Origin of the sequence: Thermocrispum municipale DSM 44069, from assembly GCF_000427825.1 — a bacterium.
Taxonomy (GTDB): Bacteria; Actinomycetota; Actinomycetes; order Mycobacteriales; family Pseudonocardiaceae; genus Thermocrispum; species Thermocrispum municipale.
In genome coordinates, this window is record NZ_ATYT01000003.1 from 594018 (window position 1) to 611115 (window position 17098).

The following is a 17098-nucleotide window of genomic DNA, read 5'->3' on the forward strand; positions in this document are numbered from 1 at the left end:
GAGGAGGCAGTAGTGATCCAACCCGGCCAGTCGTCCGACGAGCGGCAGCCGACTCCCGCGCTCGATGCCGAGCAGCTGGAGCGCACGGTGTTCGAGGTCAAGCGGATCATCGTCGGTCAGGACCGGTTGGTGGAACGCATGCTGGTCGGCTTGCTGGCCAAGGGGCATCTGCTGCTGGAAGGTGTGCCCGGCGTGGCGAAGACGCTGGCGGTGGAGACGTTCGCCCGGGTCGTCGGTGGCTCGTTCGCGCGCGTCCAGTTCACCCCGGACCTGGTGCCCGCCGACATCCTCGGTACCCGGATCTACCGCCAGGGCGAGGAGAAGTTCGACGTCGAGCTCGGCCCGGTCGTGGCCAACTTCGTGCTGGCCGACGAGATCAACCGGGCCCCGGCGAAAGTGCAGTCGGCGATGCTGGAGGTGATGGCCGAGCGGCATGTGTCGATCGGCGGCAAGACCTTCCCGATGCCCGACCCGTTCCTCGTGCTGGCCACGCAGAACCCGATCGAGAACGAAGGCGTCTACCCGCTGCCGGAGGCGCAGCGCGACCGGTTCCTGTTCAAGATCGTCGTCGACTACCCGACGGCCGAGGAGGAGCGGGAGATCATCTACCGGATGGGTGTCGAGCCGCCCACCCCGACGCAGGTGCTCACCCCGGCCGAACTGGTCCGGTTGCAGGGCGTGGCCTCGCAGGTGTTCGTGCACCACGCGCTGGTCGACTACACCGTCCGGCTGGTCATGGCCACGCGGACCCCGGCAGACCATGGCCTGTCCGACCTCGCCGGCTGGGTGTCCTACGGAGCTTCGCCGCGCGCGAGCTTGGGCATCATCGCCGCCGCGCGCGCTCTGGCGCTGATCCGTGGCCGCGACTACGTCCTTCCGCAAGATGTGGTCGACGTGGCCCCGGACGTCCTCCGTCACCGCCTGGTGCTGTCCTACGACGCGCTGGCCGACGGCGTGCCGCTGGACCACATCATCACCAGGGTGTTGCAGACGGTTCCGTTGCCGCAGGTGTCCGCGCGTCCGCAGGGCAACGGCGCGCCGGGCGGCCAGAACGGCCCCGGGCAGCCGTTGCCGTCCAGCCCGGGACGGTAAGGCGCCGTGGCTCGACGTGAAGAGCACGCGTGGGCTCCGCCGGTGCTGCAGGGCGACCGGCTCGAGGCGGGCTTGCGCATGCTGGAGCTGGAGGTCCGGCGGCGGCTGGACGGGCTGCTCCAGGGCAACCACCTCGGCCTGGTTCCCGGTCCGGGATCGGAACCGGGGGAGGCCCGGCCGTACCAGCCGGGCGACGACGTGCGCCGGATGGACTGGGCCGTCACGGCGCGTACCACGGTCCCGCACATTCGCGACACGGTCGCCGATCGCGAGTTGGAGACGTGGGTCGTCGCGGACCTGTCCGCCAGCCTCGACTTCGGATCGGCGGTATGTGAGAAGCGCGATCTGGTCGTCTGCGCCGTCGCCGCGATCGCGCATCTGACCGGTGGGGGTGGCAACCGCATCGGCGCGCTGATCTCCAACGGTGAGACGACCAAGCGGATCCCGGCGCGTGGCGGATTGGCGCACGCCCGGGGCCTGGTCAAGACGGTCGCGCAGACGCCGCGCGCTCCGGAAGGCACTCGGGGCGATCTGGCCGAGGCGATCGAGCAACTGCGGAGACCGCCGCGCCGCCGCGGGCTGGCCGTGGTGATCTCGGACTTCCTGGGGGAGCAGGACTGGCAGCACCCGTTGCGGGCGCTGTCGCAGCGGCACGACTTGATCGGGGTGGAGATCGTCGATCCGCGGGACATCGACCTGCCGGAAGTGGGCACCGTCGTGCTGTCCGATCCGGAGACGGGCAAGCAGCGCGAGGTGCACGCCTCACCGCTGCTGCGCAGGGAGTTCGCGGCGGCCGCGCGGGAGCATCGCGACGAGGTCGCCGCGGGCTTGCGCCGGGCGGGAGCGGCGCACCTGGTGCTGCGCACCGACTCGGATTGGATCGCCGACATGGTGCGGTTCGTGGTCGCGCGGAAAAGACGCTGGTCAGGAGCGGTCCGATGAGCTTTTCCGACTTTTCCTCACCCGCGTGGTTCCTGTTGCTGATCGGTGTGGCGCTGCTCGTCGTCGGCTACGTCCTGGTGCAGCGCCAGCGCAAGAAGCGGACGATGCGGTTCGCCAACCTGGCGTTGCTGGAGAAGGTCGGCGCCAAGCGGCAGGGCCCGGTGCGGCACGTGCCCGCCGCGTTGCTGACCGTCTCGTTGATCCTGTTGATCACCGCGATGGCCGGCCCCACGGCGGATCAGAAGGTGCCACGCAACCGGGCGACGGTCATGCTGGTGATCGACGTGTCGCTGTCGATGGAGGCCGACGACGTGAAGCCGACCAGGCTGGCAGCCGCGCAGGAGTCGGCCACGTCGTTCGTCCGCGGCATGACACCCGGCATCAATCTGGGGCTGATCTCGTTCGCGGGGACGCCGAGCCTGCTGGTCCCGCCGACCACCGAGCGGGAAAGCGCGGTTCGGGCGATCAAGAACCTCAAACTCGCCGAGTCGACCGCCACGGGCGAAGGCATCTTCGCCGCTCTGGACGCGATCGAAGGGTTCTCCTCGGTGACCGGTGGAGCGTCCGGGCCGCCGCCCGCGCGCATCGTGTTGATGGCCGACGGCAAGCAGACGGTGCCGACCACGGACATGAACGACCCGCGTGGCGCCTACACCGCGGCCCGGGAGGCCAAGAAGGCGAACGTGCCGATCTCGACGATCTCGTTCGGTACCGAGCACGGCACGGTGGACATCGGCGGCCGGACGTTCGACGTCGAGGTCGACGACGAGGCGATGCGGCGGATCGCGGAGATCTCCGGCGGCGACTTCTACAAGGCCGCGACGGGGGAGGAGCTCAAGCGGGTCTATGACGACCTCGGCGAGCAGATCGGCTACGAGATCAAGAAGGCCGACGCCAGCAGGCCGTGGTTGACGTTGGGCACGCTGATGCTGCTGGGCGCCGCCGGCACCTCGCTGTTCATCGGCCAGCGGCTGCCGTAGCCCCGGCGCCGGCCGCCGCAGCGAAGTGCTCCTGTTGGAGGCGCTCGGACTGCGTGGAGTGCGGCCGGATCAGGCCGACTGCCGAACGGGCGGTTCTTCGTCGATGCGCACGAGATCGACGTCGTCCACGCGGTAACCGACGCCGCGCACGGTGTTGATCAACGGCAGGTCGTCGCCCAGCTTGCGGCGTAACCGACGGATGTGCACGTCGATGGTGCGGGTTCGATACGGCGCGGACAGCTTCCACACGGTTGCCATAAGTGCGTCGCGTCGGTGTACCTGGCCGGGGTTGCGGCACAGGAAGAGCAGCAAGTCGTATTCCAGTCGCGTCAGAGGGACGTTCTGACCGTCGCGCAGGACGCGGCGCTGGGCGCACAGGATGCGCACCGGCGGCTCACGCCGCAGCCGGGTCGGCACGAGCTCGGGAGCGGGCGCTGCGCCGTGCACGGTCATCTGGAGCCCGGGCAGCTCGGCCGCGGAGCGGATGGCTTCGGCGAGCTGTGCCCCGACCGTGTATACGCGCTCCGCAGGAACGGTGAGCTGCAGAACGACGGTCAGGCTGGTGTTTGTGCTGGTCACAAAGCCACTGTCGCAGATCCGAGCAGTTGTGGAAATGCTTCCTGCTATATGGAAAGTTCTGGCCAGGGGTGGCGAGGTAGTTCGCTCGGCCGGAGCTGGTGTGTGCCAGGATTGACCCGTGCCTGATCAGCGCAGCCGCACCGGAGCCCAAGCCATCGAGCGTGCACTCGGCGTGCTGCGCTGCTTCGAATCCGCGACCGACCTGGGTATCACCGAGATCGCCCGCCGCACCGGTCTGAGCATCAGCACGGCACACCGCGTCACCAAGGCGTTGACCGAAGGGGGGCTGCTGACGCAGGACCCGAAGACCGAGCGCTATCAGCTCGGTCCGACGCTGGTGGTGCTGGGCAACAAGGCGGCCAGGGGACTGGGCTACGACCCCGCGCTGCCGTCGCTGCGGGCGCTGTCGACCGACACCGGCGAGTCCGTGAACCTGGGAATCCGGGCCGGCACCGACGTGCAGGTGGTGCTGGACGTCGCCTCGGCACAGCCGTTGCGTTTCGCTCAGCAGCCGGGTACGCGGGTGCCGCTGCACACGTCCGCGATGGGCAAGTGCCTGCTCGCGTTCGCCGGGGACATCGAGGCCGAGATCGCGGAGCTGGGGGAGCTGCCGCCCATCACCGAAAAGACGATCACCGACCCGGCGGAGCTGGCGGACGAGCTTCGGCGCGTGCGCGAGCGTGGCTGGGCGCTCAACGACGAGGAGCGGCACGCCGGCGTGCGCACGGTGGCCGTTCCGGTACTGAGCTCCGACGGCGGCGTGGTCGCCGCGATCGCGGTGCAGGGACCGACGGTGCGGATCACCGACGAGAAGATCAGCGAACTGACTGAGCGATTGCGGGTTGCGGCGGAGGAAGTGGGCCCGCTGCTGCTCGCCACGCGGTGACGCCGTCCGGCGGGACGACCTGAGCTCGCACCACGCCCGGCACGGACTCGGCCAGCACCCGCACGATGTGCCGATCGATCGCATCGTCCTGCGTGTCGGTGATCGTCGCGACGCCGTTGTGCACCGAGACCGTCCACCGACCACGGCCGCCGTAGCGCTCGAGTCGCTTGCGAATCTCACCGCAGGCGATGGCCTGATCCTCGGCGACCGTGTGCACCAGATCCCGGCGCGTGATCACCCCGACCACTTGGGGGCCGTCGGTGACCGGGACGGTGCGCACCTGTTGCTCGAGCATGGTCGCCACCAGATCGGCTAGATCGGCGCCCGCATCGGCCGTGGTGACCTCGGTCGTCATCACCTCACTGACCGGCCAGGTCCGGCGCAACGCCTCGCGCTCGGGGTAGGCGAAAAGGTAGGTGTCGATGGTGTTTGCAGTGACCAGACCGATGAGCTGGTGACCGGTGTCCACCACGGGCAGAGCCCGGAAGCCCGTTCGGGCCAGGGTGCCCGCGGCGGTGCCGATCGGGGTGTCGCGATGAACCGTCACCGCAGGGCTGGTCATGATGTCTCGTGCCCGCATGCCGTGCTCCCGACGTCGAATCTCGAGAGACGATGCCGGAGCCGGGGCCGTTGCGCTGCGGTCCTAGGTCCCCGACCGCGATGACCGTGGTCCTCGCCGCGGTCACCCGTTACCGGTCGCGGTTGGTCATGTCCCGGGCAGCGTCCTTCACTTTGCCTGCGGCATCCTTCACGGCGTCCTTCGCCTTGGCCACACCGTGCTGCGTCCGGCCCTCGTTCTGCAGGTCCTGATCGTCGGTGGCCTTGCCCAGGCCTTCCTTCGCCTTGCCCGTTACCTTGTCGATCTTGTCGCCGGTGGCCATGGCCATTCCTTTCGTCGGATGACCACGGTTACCCAAGATCGCGCTCGCCGATACCTCGCAGCGTGCTCAGTAGCCGATCGACGTCCTCCTCGGTGGTGTACAGGTACGGGCTGATCCGAAGACCGGCGCCCCGGGCACTGACGTAGACGCCGGCCTCGGCAAGGCGCTTGACGTAGTCGTCCTGCGTCCCCGGTGGCAGCGACACACCGAACATGTGCGGGCCGCGAGGCTCGGTCGTGGCCAAGCCCATCTCGCGCAGCTCACCGCTGATGTGTGCCGTGATGGCGCCTAGCGTCTCCGCGATCGCCGGAACGCCCCACTCGGTGATCCGCTCCAGTGCGGTGAGCGCGACCGGGGTGAGCTCGAACGCCGCGCGCTGGCCCATGTCGAACCGCCGCGCCCCCGGCTGATACTCCGACGGATACTCGGTGAGCCGCGTGAAATCCTCCGAACCGAGGCGGTTGACCCAGTTCTCCTCGATCGGCGTGCCGGACTGGCGATCCGGGGCGACGTAGAGGTAGCCGAGCCCGAACGGTCCGAGCAGCCATTTGTGGCCGACACACACGAGAAAGTCCGGCTGAACGGCCCGCACGTCGAACGGCATGGCGCCGACCGACTGACTGGCGTCGACCACCAGAGCAGCGCCGACGGCGCGGGCGGCGGCACCGATGGCTTCCAGGTCGAGCAGAGCGCCGTCGAACCAATGCACCTGAGGCACGGACACCACGGCCACGGAGGAATCCAGCGCGCCGAGCACGGCGTCGGTCCACGTCTGCCCCTCAGCCGGCCGCACGGTGAGGATGTCTGCACCGGTGCGTTCGCTGAAGCGACGCCAGGTGTAGATGCCGGAGGGATACTCGTCGGCAAGCACGAGCACGCGCTGCGCCGGCTCCGCCGTGAGGTTGGCCGCCGCCGTGGCCATGCCGTAGCTGCTTGCCGCGATCAACGCGACGTCATCCGGCCGGGCGCCGATCAGGCCGGCGAACAGCTCGCGGCGGCGCTCGGTCGCGCGGGGCCACGCATCGCCGGCCGTCCACGGCCGGGCGCGCCGCCGCAGAGCCTCGTCACCGGCGACGAACCCCTCCCGCAACGTCGGCGCCAACCCGGCGAGGTCGAAGAAGGCGACATCGGCAGGGATGTCGAACAGACTTCGCACGGACGGAATACGACGAGCAGCGATGCTCATGGCGACCTTTCTCTCCTGATCAACAGCCGCCAGATGATAGCCCGGGTGGCCGACATCCCCCGGCCGTCGATCAGAGCTCCTCGAGCGTGATGATCCCGTCCTGGATCGCCCGCACGACCAGCGCGGCCTTGGTCGGGGCCGGACGTCCGACGTTGGCGTACTTCAACCGCACACGGTCCAGATAGGTGCCCACGGTGTTGGTGGTGATCCCGATGCGCTTGGCGACCAGCTGCTTCGACTCGCACTGGAACCACTCGATGAGCACTTCCTGTTCCCGCGCGGACAGCTGTGGTCGATGTGACTTGGTGTCGGCGGCGAAGGCCCCGGCAAGCGCGGGTGCGATGTAGGGACGATCGTGCGCCGCGGCGATGGTGGCGTCGACCAGGTGCTGCTGTCCCTCCGCCTTGGTCAGGAACGTGAAGGCACCCAGCTCGAGGCAGGTCAACGCGACCTGCTCGTCCTCGCGCATGGTGTAGACGATGACGCGACGGCCCGCGTCGGCGAGCCTGCGTAGATCGCCGAAACACTCCGGATGGTCGGGGGCGAGGAGCAGATCGAGCACCACGACGTCGGCGTCCCTGCCGGGCGGCAGCCAGGCCGTTTGAGCGGTCGCGCCGGAGGCCACGACGCGGATCGGTGGGTCGCTGGCGGCATACCAGGCCTGGATCCCGGCGGCGACCGCCGGATGATCGTCGATCACTGCGACAGTAATGTCCTCGGTGGCGCCTCCGCCGAGGACGCTGCCGGTGGTCGCGGTGCTGTTCTCGGCCATGTCGCCTGGACCCACAGGGCACCCCCTTCGGAATCGGTGCTGACGTCCACGTCCGGGTGCGACGGCTGCGGGATCCCGGTGTCCACCGCGTCGTCGCAGTAACTGCTGAGCCGTACGTGGGATTCGGTCCGCAGGACCGTGATGCGCGCCTTGGACCGTGCGGTGAGCACACCGTTGAGCACCGCCTGCAGCAGGGCGCGGCGGACGTCACGCGGCATCCCGAGGGGTTTGCCACGCACTGCCAGGTGCACCGTGACGCCCCGCCGCTCGGCCACGTCGATCGCGGCGCGCAGCTCGTGGATCAACGTGTCGTCAGCGGCGTCGCGCTCGGCGAACAACACGCGCATCCGCGCGGCCTCGATGGCGCAGCGGGTCCGCGTCTGCTCGTCGTTCGGATCGAGCGTGCCGTCGGCCAGCCCGGTCAGCAGCGGCACGGCTTCCCGGCTGAGTTCGGCGTAGCGGCGGGTGTGGTCGGCGTGCGTGTGTGCGGCGACCGCCGCCTGCCTGCGCATCGCTTCGTCGCGCTCGGCTACTTCGGCGGCCTCGTTGGCGGACTGGCGGATGAGCACAAGGGCGGCGGCGACCGCGAACTGGAATCCGGTCACGCCGACTGCGACGAGCGCGACGGCAGCCAGATCCTGGACGCCGCCTCCGCTGGAGGCGATCAGGCCGAACAGCCACGCAGCGTGGGCAGCGAGCACGGCACCGATGATCGGCAGCCGCAGGTCCAACAACAGCACCAGCACGTACCAGCCGATCAGGCCGAGGCACCAGTGTGACCCCAGCGCGGGCGGATCAACCGGCATTGCGGGGGTGAGGATGACGCTGCAGGCAGCGACGACCGCCAGCCCGATCCAGCGCAGCGGGCCGGCGATCGGCCGCCGGAGCAGCGTCAACGCGGACAATCCGGCACCGACCACGGCGAAGAGCGCCCACGCGAGGATGTCGCGGCTGCCCGCACCGATCATTCCGGTGACGCAGGCGATGGTGAGCTCGACGAGCACCACGCACAGCAGCCCGGCCCGGTAGCCGTCGAACATGCGCTGCTGAATGAACCGAGCGAGGTTGCTCGGCGGCGGGGGAGCAGCGGGTGAACCCGCAGCGGTGACCTCCCACCGGATCGTCGTGCCGGTCCCCGGTGCCGACGACACCGCCGCGGTCGCTCCCGCCATGGCGCACCGCCCCTGGATGGAATCGGCGATACCGCGGTGACGGGCGGGAAGATCGGACGGATCGAAGCCACGCCCTTGGTCGACCAGTTCGACCCACACGGTGTCGTCGTCCCGGCCCGCGCGGAGCACGGCAACATCGGTTCCGGCATGCTGGGCGACGTTGACGACCGCTTCCCGTAAGCCGTAAAGAATCGCCGAAGCGGCCCTGGCGGACGTAGGCAGCGGCCCGGACACGTCGATGTCGAGCCGCACACGGTGATCGAACTCCGCTTCGTGCAGCAGATCCGCGAGATCCACCACGCCGGTGACCTCCGTGCGTTGCTGCAACGCCTCCAGATCTCGCCGGGCACGGGCAGGCAACCACGAGGAGTCCGACTCGGCGGCCCCGGTCGAGACCATCATCAGCGTGGTGCACGCGGTGTCGTGCAACGTCGCCAGCGATTCGCGTTCGGCCAGTCGTCGGGCGGTGACCACGGCGGCTTGCCGTTGTTGCTCTGCGACCCGCTCGTGCGCCTGGTCGACGGCGCGGGCGGTTGCGCGCAGGACGATGAACACCACCCGGGCCAACGTGGTCTGGATGACCAGCAAGACGGTGAGACGAACGGCTTCCGGGGTCGGCGTCTGGACGAGGGCGCCCGCGGCGAAACCGCCGATCGCCGACAGCGAGACCGCCCACGCCGAGCGGGCTCGGCGCGGCCAGTCGTAGTGGGCGATCACGGCGCACAGGAACGCGGTCCGTAAACCCCAGCTCACCGCGCTCGGTGGACCGAGCCATGCCTGACTGGCACCGGCGAGTGCGGCCATCAACATGTCACCGAGCAACGCGGTCGAGTCCGGCAGACCGCGCAGGCGGAGCAGGTACCACGCGACCAGGCTGGTGCCGATCAGCCCGACGGCAACCTGTGCGGTGCCGGTGGCCGCCACGACACCCAGCACCGTGCACAGGCTGATGGTGGACAGCTTGGCCAGCAGGCCGAACCGGATGGCAACCGCGAACAGCCGGGACTCGCTCGACCCCGGCGTCCGGATGTCACCGATCAGCCCTCGCCACATCGATCCACTCCCGAGCACGGATCATTCGATTTGCGCACAGTACCTCGCCGCGCCGTGGTCGGGCTGATTTCGAGCGGTTACCGTGGCCGCGAAGCGAACCGTGCACGCCGGCGGTTCGTGTTCGTGACAGCACACGAATCGCAGGGGTAGGAGATGCCGGAGAAGCTCACCGTGGATCTGCACCCGGTCTTCCGCAGCGACCGGGACATCGACCGAGCGGTCCGCCAGATCATCTTCCGGGCCAAACAGGGCAAGGTGCCGTTGGCCGAGATCATCGTCGGCAAGGGAGACGGCAAGCTGCAGCACCGCGTCATGCGGATGCTCGGCGCGAAGCACATGAAAAACCTCTACCGGTCGGCGGAGATCGATCCGGAGAACGCCGGCCGCATCCTCGTCCATTTCTGACCGGCGGCCGCTGCCGGCGATTCGTCCCGTGAACGGTGTCGCCGTGCCGGCAAGCATGGGTCGCCGCCGTTCCCGCCCGGACGCCCTCCTTCCGGGTGAACGGAGCACATGCGCTGCGGGGCCGCATGCCTGACGCTTCATGTGTGTCAGTCGCAGGCGCGGGGTAGTTCCCCACCAGGCTGTGTCGCGGTGCGCTGCCGCGACGCGGGTTGGGCTGACGACGATCGTGGTTGCCACGGCCCGCCCGCAGGGGCAGGCCGACGACGGAGGGAAACGATGGTGGAAGTACGGCGGTTCATCGCCGCGGAACCCAAGAAGGTTTTCGACGTACTGACCGACGGATGGCAGTACGCGAACTGGGTGGTCGGCGCCGCGCACATTCGCGCCGTCGACCGTGAGTGGCCCGCCGTGGGCGCGCGGATCCACCACAAGCTCGGCCCGTGGCCGGTACAAATGGCCGACGTGACGCGCGTGCTCAAGGCAGAGCCGCCGTCACTGCTCGAGCTCGAAGCCGAGGTGCGCCCGCTGGGCACCGCGCTGGTCACCATGGAACTGACCCCGGTGGAGGGCGGGACCGAGGTGCGGATGGCCGAACAGATCGTCTACGGACCGATGGCTCGCATCCCCGTCGGGTTGCAGGCACTGGTGCTCAAACCGCGCAACACCGAGTCGTTGTCGCGGCTGGCGGATCTCGTGCAGGGGCGGGTCGCACTGGCCGATGCGGCGACACCGGCCCCCGGCCGAGGGTGACCTGCGGAGAACCATGGATTCAGCTGATGCCGTGGTCATCGGGGCAGGGCCGAACGGGCTGGTCGCGGCGAACATGCTGGCCGACCGTGGCTGGGACGTCCTGGTGCTGGAGGCCACCCCGCATCCCGGTGGGTCGGTTCGCACCGCCGAACTCACCAGGCCGGGCTTCCTCAGCGACTTGTGCAGCGCGTTCTACCCATTGGGCATCGCGTCACCGGTGCTGAGCGCGCTCGACCTGGAGCAGCACGGGCTGCGCTGGCGACACGCACCGGAAGTGCTGGCCCATGTGCTGCCGGACGATCGGTGCGCTCTGCTGTCCCGCGACCTGGACCGCACCGCCGAGTCGCTGGAGGCTTTCGCTCCCGGCGACGGGCAGGCCTGGCGGCGTTGCTTCAGCGACTGGCAACGCGTGCGCGACGAGCTGCTCGAGGCGATCACCGCTCCGTTCCCGCCGGTCAAGGCGGCGGCACGCATGGTCCGGAAGCTGGGCCCGGCGGACACGCTGAGGCTGGCCCGGACGGTGACGCTGTCCGGCCGCCGGTTCGGGGTGGAGAACTTCACCGGCATCGGGGCGCAGGCCTTGATCGCCGGCTGCGCACTGCACACCGACCTCGGCCCGGACAGTGCGGCGAGCGGTGTGTTCGGCTGGCTGTTGTCCATGCTGGGACAGGATGTCGGGTTCCCGGTGCCGGAGGGCGGAGCAGGATCGTTGACCCGGGCACTCGTCGATCGCCTGACCGACCGAGGTGGACGCATCGAGTGCTCGCGGCCGGTCACCGAGGTGCTGATCGCGCAGGACCGCGCGATGGGCGTCCGCGATGCCGGTGGTGGGCTCGTCCGGGCTCGCCGCGCGGTTCTGGCCGACGTGCCCGCACCGACCCTGTACATGAACCTGGTCGGCCTCGATCGGTTGCCAGCCCGGTTCGTCAGTGATCTGGAGTTCTTCGAGTGGGACGACGCCACGGTGAAAATCGACTGGGCGCTGTCCGGGCCGATCCCGTGGAAGGCACCGGAGGCTCGCGCCGCGGGTGTCGTCCACTTCGATGCCGACGTCAACGGCCTTGCCGACTTCGCCACGGATCTGGCGTGCGGCCGGGTGCCGGAACGGCCGTTCGTGCTGTTCGGCCAGATGACCACCTCGGACCCGGCACGGTCACCCGCAGGTACCGAGTCGGCGTGGGCCTACACGCACGTCCCGCGCGACTCGCACGACCCGGACAACGCGGTGAAGCAGGCCGACCGGGTGCAAGCTCTGGTGGAGGAGCACGCGCCGGGATTCGGTGACCTGGTGCTGGATCGCGTGGTGTCCGGCCCGCACGATCTGCAGCGGCACAATCCGAGCCTGGTCGGCGGCGCGGTCAACGGCGGCACGGCGGGCATTCATCAACAACTGTTCTTCCGGCCGGTTCCAGGGCTCGGTCGCGCCGACACCCCGATCGACGGACTGTTTCTCGCCAGCGCGTCCGCTCACCCCGGTGGCGCGGTGCACGGGGCGCCGGGCGCCAACGCGGCGCGTGCCGCTCTTGCCAGGAGCGGCGCTTTCGGGGGCGGCTACGGCAAGACCATGCGCTACCTGCACCGCAAGCTGTACGGATAGCCTGCCCGTGCCGTCACCCGCTACGATTCTGCGCCGCCGAACGATGTCGGCGGAGGTCTCGCCTCACGTTCGCAGCGCCGCGAACGGTCGACGTGGGCAGTGCGCTCGCTCATGTCCGCGACCGCCGGCAGTTGGCACGTCGGTGAGAAGTCGGTCGCAACAAAGGCGTTGGCGGCATGCCGGTGGGTTACCGTCGATCGTGCCCACGCCTGCGTATTCGCCCGGTGGCGGACCGCGACGGGGCAGGAAACACCACACGCCAGAGAGCCGGTCCGCGTCCGGCGGATCGAGCACGGCATCGGTGCCCGCGGGCGCTATTGGGACGATTGGAGTCATCGTTGACGACGTCGTTGGACGACAAACTGCTTGACGTATACCGCGAGGTCGTGCGTCGCAACCCGAACGAGAGCGAGTTCCACCAGGCCGCCCACGAGGTACTGGACAGTCTCGGGCGAGTGGTCGGCAAGCACCCCGAGTACGCCAGCGTGATTCAGCGGCTGTGTGAGCCCGAGCGGCAGATCATCTTCCGCGTGCCGTGGGTGGACGACAACGGAACGGTGCAGATCAACCGCGGCTTCCGAGTCGAGTTCAACTCCGCGCTCGGTCCGTACAAGGGCGGCTTGCGGTTCCACCCCAGCGTGAACTTGAGCATCGTCAAGTTCCTCGGGTTCGAGCAGACGTTCAAGAACGCTCTCACCGGCCTGCCCATCGGGGGCGGCAAGGGCGGCGCGGACTTCGACCCCAAGGGCCGCTCCGACGGCGAGGTGATGCGGTTCTGCCAGTCGTTCATGACCGAGCTGTACCGCCACATCGGCGAGTACACCGACGTCCCGGCCGGTGACTCCGGCGTCGGCGAGCGGGAGCTGGGCTACTTGTTCGGCCAGTACAAGCGGATCACCAACCGCTACGAGTCGGGGGTGCTCACCGGCAAGGGCCTGTCCTGGGGCGGGTCCCAGGTGCGCAAGGAGGCCACCGGCTACGGCACGGTCTTCTTCGTCGAGGAGATCCTCAAGACGCGGGGCGACTCGTTCGACGGCAAGAAGGTTGTGGTGTCCGGCTCCGGGAACGTGGCGCTGTATGCGATCGAGAAGGTGCAGGAGCTGGGCGGCAGGGTCGTCGCGTGTTCGGACTCGACCGGCTATGTCGTCGACGAGAAGGGCATCGACTTCGGGATCCTCAAGGACATCAAGGAAGTCCGGCGCGGCCGGATCTCCGAGTACGTCGACCGGCGGGCGGGATCGGCCCGGTACGTCGAAGGGCGCACGGTGTGGGAGGTGCCGTGTGACATCGCCTTGCCGTGCGCGACCCAGAACGAGCTCACCGGTGCCGACGCCGAGGTGCTGATCAAGAACGGCTGTTCGGTGGTGGCCGAGGGTGCCAACATGCCGTGCACGCCCGACGCAGTGCGGTTGTTCGCTGACGCAGGCACGGCGTTCGCGCCGGGTAAGGCGGCCAATGCCGGGGGAGTCGCCACCAGTGCGCTGGAGATGCAGCAGAACGCTTCCCGCGATTCGTGGGACTTCCAGTACACCGAGCAGCGGCTGGCCTCGATCATGCAGGGCATCCACGACCGGTGCCTGGAAACGGCCGAGGAGTACGGCGCGCCGGGCAACTATCTGGTCGGAGCGAACATCACCGGTTTCACGCACGTGGCCGACGCGATGCTGGCGCTGGGTGTCATCTGATCGCAGCGCGCATTCTCCACGCCGGTCGGCGGCCAGGGCAGTGACGCCTCGGCCGCCGATCTGCATTCATGCCCCGGCAACCCTCACGACAAGTTACGTTCCGTAACCGGTCGTGTCGCGTCACCCTACTAATGGCTGTACTGGTGTTGGAAACTCACGAGTATCTTTCGGAACTTACTCGTCGTTAACCGGAAAATCCGCCAAATTCGCCCGCTCCTAAACCCCAACGGGTGAACGCGAGAAGGGTTGCCAGCATGAGTGCACGCAGATGGCGTTCCGCCGTCGTCGTCGCGGCGACAGCGGGACTGGCCGCAGCCGCGTTGTCCATTCCCTCCACCGCGGTGGCCGAACAGCAGGCGGCAGCCGCGCCGCCGCCGAGCAAGGCGATCTCCACCGACTCGGTCATCGTGAAGTTCAAGTCGTCGGCGTCGGCCGGCCAGCGTTCGGCGGTGCAGAAGCTCGCCGGGGTGGTGGGCAAGGTCGCCAACATCGCCGGGACCGGGGCGATGACGCTGCGCGTGGCCGGCGACCCGCGCAAGGCGGTGGAGCGGCTGAACAAGTCGGCAGTGGTGGAATACGCCGAGGTCAACGCGGTGATGACCACCCAGGCGGTGCCCAACGACCCCGACTTCGACCAGCTCTACGGTCTGCACAACACCGGCCAGACGGGCGGTACGGCGGACGCCGACATCAACGCGCCGGAGGGCTGGGACAACGCCGGGCTCGGCAGCTTCCCGAACAGTGGCGGGGTCAAGGTCGGCATCGTCGACACCGGCATCCAGACCTCGCACGAGGAGTTCCAGGGCGGCAAGATCGTCGACTGCGGTGGTGTGACGAACTTCGGCATCAGCCTGATCATCATCGTGATCGGCGCCGACCCGACGATCTCCGACGACCCGGCCAAGTGCGAGGACGACAACGGGCATGGCACGCACGTCGCGGGCACCATCGCGGCCAACGCCAACAACGGCAAGGGTGTCACGGGCGTGGCGTTCAACTCGGAGCTGGCCATCTGCAAGGCGCTCAACGGCAGCGGCTCCGGCACGCTGGACATGGTCGCCAACTGCATCACGTGGCTGAACGAGAAGGGCGCGAAGATCATCTCGATGTCGCTGGGCGGCGCGAGTGGTTCGCAGACGCTGCAGACCGCGGTGCGCAACGCCTCCGACAACGGATCGTTGATCATCGCCGCGGCCGGTAACGGCGGGAACTCGTCCCCGAACTACCCGGCGGCGTACGAAGAGGTCGTCTCGGTGGCGGCGACCGACCACAACGACCAGAAGGCGGACTTCTCCACCTACAACGAAGATGTGGAAGTTGCCGCACCTGGTGTCGACGTCCTGTCGACCTGGAACGACGGTGGGTACCGGAAGGCGTCCGGCACGTCGATGGCCACGCCGCACGCCTCCGCAGTGGCGGCGCTGATCGCGGCGCAGGGCGGCACGCCGGAGGACTGGCGGGCCAAGCTGACCGCGTCGGTCGACGATCTCGGCGATCCGGGGCGTGACGTCAACTTCGGGTACGGTCGCGTGAACCTGGGGAAAGCGACGGGTAGCACTGACACAGAACGCCCCGCCTCGGTGGTTTCCGAGGCGGGGCGTTCTGGTTGTGTGGGTCAGTCCTCCGAGTGTTCGGCCCACCATTGCTGCCCTTCGGCGGGCAGCGTGCTGATCGGGTCGTAGTACTCGTAGCGCCTGCTCAGCGCGTCCGGGTCGTCCCGCTCCAGCGCGGTGCGGTAGTTCTTCGTCCAGTACGAGATGCCGCGCGTGCGGTCGTAGTCGGCCAGCTGGTGTACCCAGCGCTTGCCGACGTACGGCACGTCGCAGATGATCCGCGGCGTCGCGTAGCCGGGCAGGTAGCCCATGATCGCGTGCTGCAGCGCCTGCGCCTCCCAGACCGCCAGCCGCCAGTGCTCGGAGTTGGGGATCATGTCGCACATGTAGAAGTAGTAGGGGAGGATGTTCGCCTCGCCCTGCAGGGCGAAACACAGGTCGAGCAGCGCCTCGGGGGTGGCGTTCACCCCGCGCATGAGCACGCCTTGGTTCCGCACGTCGCGCACCCCGACCTCCAGCGCGGTGCGAGCCGCCTCCGCGACCAGCGGGGTGACCGACTGCACGTGGTTGATGTGCGTGTGAATCGCCAGGTTGACGCCCCGGCGAGCTGCGGTGCGGGCCACTCGCTCCATGCCCTCCACCACTTTGGGTTGCAGCCAGTGCTGGGGAAGCCCGGCCAGCGCCTTGGTCGCCAGCCGGATGTCCCGCACCGTCTCCACGTCCAGCAGCCGCATCAGGAACGACTCGAGCTGGTGCCACGGCACGTTGGCGACATCGCCACCGGAAACCACGACATCACGCACGCCGGGCGTGTGCTGCAGGTACTCGATGATCTTGTCCTGGCGGTCGGCGGGCTTGAGTTGCAGCTTGTGTTTGTCGATCAGCGGTGTCGAATTGCCGACCAGGTCCATCCGGGTGCAGTGGCCGCAGTACTGCGGGCAGGTGGACACCAGCTCGGCGAGCACCTTGGTGGGGTAGCGGTGGGTCAGTCCTTCCACCACCCACATCTCGGCCTCGTGCAGCGAGTCCCGCTGGGCGTGCGGGTGGGACGGCCACTTCGGGTCGCGATCGGACTTCACCGGAAGCATGTACCGGCGGATCGGATCGGCCAGGAACGCGTCGGTGAACTCCTTCGGAGTGGTCGCCGCGGTCGGCGCCATCGTGTTGAGCATCTGCGGCGTGATCAACATCGACATGGTGGCCAGGTTCTTCTGGTCGGCCTCCAGGTCGGCGTAGAAGCGGTCCTCGAGCAGATCGCCCATGACGGCGCGGAGCTGACGGATGTTGCGCACGCACTTGACCCGTTGCCATTGCGCGTCACGCCACTCCGCCTCGGTGACGTCCTTCCAGCCGGGCAAGCGACGCCAGTCGGGCTCGACCAGCTCCTTGCGCCGGTAGACGTACGGCTGGTCAAGGTCGGTCGCCGGTTGGCTCGCCAGGTTCTCCGGCGGGTTCACGACGGCGGTCATCTGATCTCCTCACGGTGGCCAGTCCAGTACGGTAAAAGATCCTGCCACATCGCGGTTCCTCCGTAAATCTTACGCTAATCGACGGCTGCAACCGCG

Annotated in this window: 16 protein-coding genes; 9 read left to right on the forward strand and 7 right to left on the reverse strand. The window is 68.7% G+C overall.

The window, feature by feature from the left end; translation table 11 throughout:
• Positions 1-12 precede the first annotated feature (12 nt).
• Genes YWM_RS0102750 through YWM_RS0102760 form a run of 3 tightly spaced genes read left to right on the forward strand, consistent with a single transcriptional unit; the run spans position 13 to position 3014 of the window.
• Complete coding sequence (locus YWM_RS0102750; RefSeq protein ID WP_028849423.1) at positions 13-1092, forward strand: AAA family ATPase; 1080 nt, start codon at positions 13-15, stop codon at positions 1090-1092.
• A gap of 6 nt (positions 1093-1098) precedes the next feature.
• Entirely contained in the window at positions 1099-2034 is a 936-nt protein-coding gene (locus YWM_RS0102755; RefSeq protein WP_028849424.1) for a DUF58 domain-containing protein, read from the forward strand.
• A complete protein-coding gene (locus YWM_RS0102760) occupies positions 2031-3014 on the forward strand; it encodes a VWA domain-containing protein (protein WP_028849425.1) in 984 nt (327 codons plus the stop codon). The genes YWM_RS0102755 and YWM_RS0102760 overlap by 4 nt, the downstream gene beginning before the upstream one ends.
• Positions 3015-3083: 69 nt before the next feature.
• Here YWM_RS0102760 and YWM_RS0102765 read toward each other — a convergent pair whose 3' ends face one another.
• Positions 3084-3593: a winged helix-turn-helix domain-containing protein gene (locus tag YWM_RS0102765; RefSeq protein WP_052344480.1), complete on the reverse strand. Its 510-nt coding sequence runs from the start codon at positions 3591-3593 to the stop codon at positions 3084-3086.
• 118 nt (positions 3594-3711) lie between these two features.
• Here YWM_RS0102765 and YWM_RS0102770 point away from each other — a divergent pair, with 118 nt between their 5' ends.
• On the forward strand, positions 3712-4479 hold the full coding sequence (locus YWM_RS0102770) for an IclR family transcriptional regulator (RefSeq protein ID WP_028849427.1): 768 nt from the start codon (positions 3712-3714) through the stop codon (positions 4477-4479).
• Here YWM_RS0102770 and YWM_RS21920 read toward each other — a convergent pair.
• The 5 genes from YWM_RS21920 to YWM_RS25055 form a co-directional block, all read right to left on the reverse strand.
• The gene (locus YWM_RS21920; protein ID WP_084612143.1) at positions 4409-5059 is read right to left on the reverse strand and encodes a CBS domain-containing protein; all 651 of its coding nucleotides are present in this window, start codon (positions 5057-5059) and stop codon (positions 4409-4411) included. The genes YWM_RS0102770 and YWM_RS21920 overlap by 71 nt on opposite strands.
• A gap of 109 nt (positions 5060-5168) precedes the next feature.
• Positions 5169-5360 (reverse strand): CsbD family protein, encoded by a 192-nt coding sequence (locus YWM_RS0102780; RefSeq protein ID WP_028849428.1) that lies wholly within the window; start codon positions 5358-5360, stop codon positions 5169-5171.
• A 28-nt stretch (positions 5361-5388) separates the two neighbouring features.
• Positions 5389-6546: an aminotransferase class V-fold PLP-dependent enzyme gene (locus tag YWM_RS0102785; protein ID WP_043659146.1), complete on the reverse strand. Its 1158-nt coding sequence runs from the start codon at positions 6544-6546 to the stop codon at positions 5389-5391.
• Between the two features lie 70 nt (positions 6547-6616).
• Positions 6617-7318, reverse strand: coding sequence for a response regulator (locus YWM_RS0102790; protein WP_052344482.1), 702 nt, complete (start codon positions 7316-7318; stop codon positions 6617-6619).
• Positions 7243-9543 (reverse strand): sensor histidine kinase, encoded by a 2301-nt coding sequence (locus YWM_RS25055; RefSeq protein WP_052344483.1) that lies wholly within the window; start codon positions 9541-9543, stop codon positions 7243-7245. Before YWM_RS25055 ends, YWM_RS0102790 begins: the two co-directional genes overlap by 76 nt.
• A gap of 153 nt (positions 9544-9696) precedes the next feature.
• Between YWM_RS25055 and YWM_RS0102800 the strand changes: the two genes are divergently transcribed.
• From YWM_RS0102800 to YWM_RS25060, 5 genes are all read left to right on the forward strand, one after another.
• Complete coding sequence (locus tag YWM_RS0102800) at positions 9697-9948, forward strand: Smr/MutS family protein (RefSeq protein WP_028849431.1); 252 nt, start codon at positions 9697-9699, stop codon at positions 9946-9948.
• A 276-nt stretch (positions 9949-10224) separates the two neighbouring features.
• Entirely contained in the window at positions 10225-10698 is a 474-nt protein-coding gene (locus tag YWM_RS0102805) for an SRPBCC family protein (protein WP_028849432.1), read from the forward strand.
• A 13-nt stretch (positions 10699-10711) separates the two neighbouring features.
• On the forward strand, positions 10712-12295 hold the full coding sequence (locus tag YWM_RS0102810) for a phytoene desaturase family protein (RefSeq protein WP_028849433.1): 1584 nt from the start codon (positions 10712-10714) through the stop codon (positions 12293-12295).
• Positions 12296-12633: 338 nt separating this feature from the next.
• Positions 12634-13980: an NADP-specific glutamate dehydrogenase gene (gene gdhA / locus YWM_RS0102815; protein ID WP_043659150.1), complete on the forward strand. Its 1347-nt coding sequence runs from the start codon at positions 12634-12636 to the stop codon at positions 13978-13980.
• A gap of 254 nt (positions 13981-14234) precedes the next feature.
• Positions 14235-15662 (forward strand): S8 family serine peptidase, encoded by a 1428-nt coding sequence (locus tag YWM_RS25060; RefSeq protein WP_052344484.1) that lies wholly within the window; start codon positions 14235-14237, stop codon positions 15660-15662.
• Here YWM_RS25060 and YWM_RS0102825 read toward each other — a convergent pair.
• Positions 15596-17002: a KamA family radical SAM protein gene (locus YWM_RS0102825; protein WP_043659153.1), complete on the reverse strand. Its 1407-nt coding sequence runs from the start codon at positions 17000-17002 to the stop codon at positions 15596-15598. The two genes, YWM_RS25060 and YWM_RS0102825, sit on opposite strands and share 67 nt — an antisense overlap.
• Between the last annotated feature and the right edge of the window lie 96 nt (positions 17003-17098).

Excerpts from the sequence above, each read along its gene's own strand:
- YWM_RS0102760 (WP_028849425.1), top strand. The coding sequence starts at position 2,031 with ATGAGCTTTTCCGACTTTTCCTCACCCGCGTGGTTCCTGTTGCTGATC.
- YWM_RS21920 (WP_084612143.1), bottom strand. The coding sequence starts at position 5,059 with ATGCGGGCACGAGACATCATGACCAGCCCTGCGGTGACGGTTCATCGC.
- YWM_RS0102780 (WP_028849428.1), bottom strand. The coding sequence starts at position 5,360 with ATGGCCACCGGCGACAAGATCGACAAGGTAACGGGCAAGGCGAAGGAA.
- YWM_RS0102785 (WP_043659146.1), bottom strand. The coding sequence starts at position 6,546 with ATGAGCATCGCTGCTCGTCGTATTCCGTCCGTGCGAAGTCTGTTCGAC.
- YWM_RS0102790 (WP_052344482.1), bottom strand. The coding sequence starts at position 7,318 with ATGGCCGAGAACAGCACCGCGACCACCGGCAGCGTCCTCGGCGGAGGC.
- YWM_RS25055 (WP_052344483.1), bottom strand. The coding sequence starts at position 9,543 with ATGTGGCGAGGGCTGATCGGTGACATCCGGACGCCGGGGTCGAGCGAG.
- YWM_RS0102800 (WP_028849431.1), top strand. The coding sequence starts at position 9,697 with ATGCCGGAGAAGCTCACCGTGGATCTGCACCCGGTCTTCCGCAGCGAC.
- YWM_RS0102805 (WP_028849432.1), top strand. The coding sequence starts at position 10,225 with ATGGTGGAAGTACGGCGGTTCATCGCCGCGGAACCCAAGAAGGTTTTC.
- YWM_RS0102810 (WP_028849433.1), top strand. The coding sequence starts at position 10,712 with ATGGATTCAGCTGATGCCGTGGTCATCGGGGCAGGGCCGAACGGGCTG.
- YWM_RS25060 (WP_052344484.1), top strand. The coding sequence starts at position 14,235 with ATGAGTGCACGCAGATGGCGTTCCGCCGTCGTCGTCGCGGCGACAGCG.
- YWM_RS0102825 (WP_043659153.1), bottom strand. The coding sequence starts at position 17,002 with ATGACCGCCGTCGTGAACCCGCCGGAGAACCTGGCGAGCCAACCGGCG.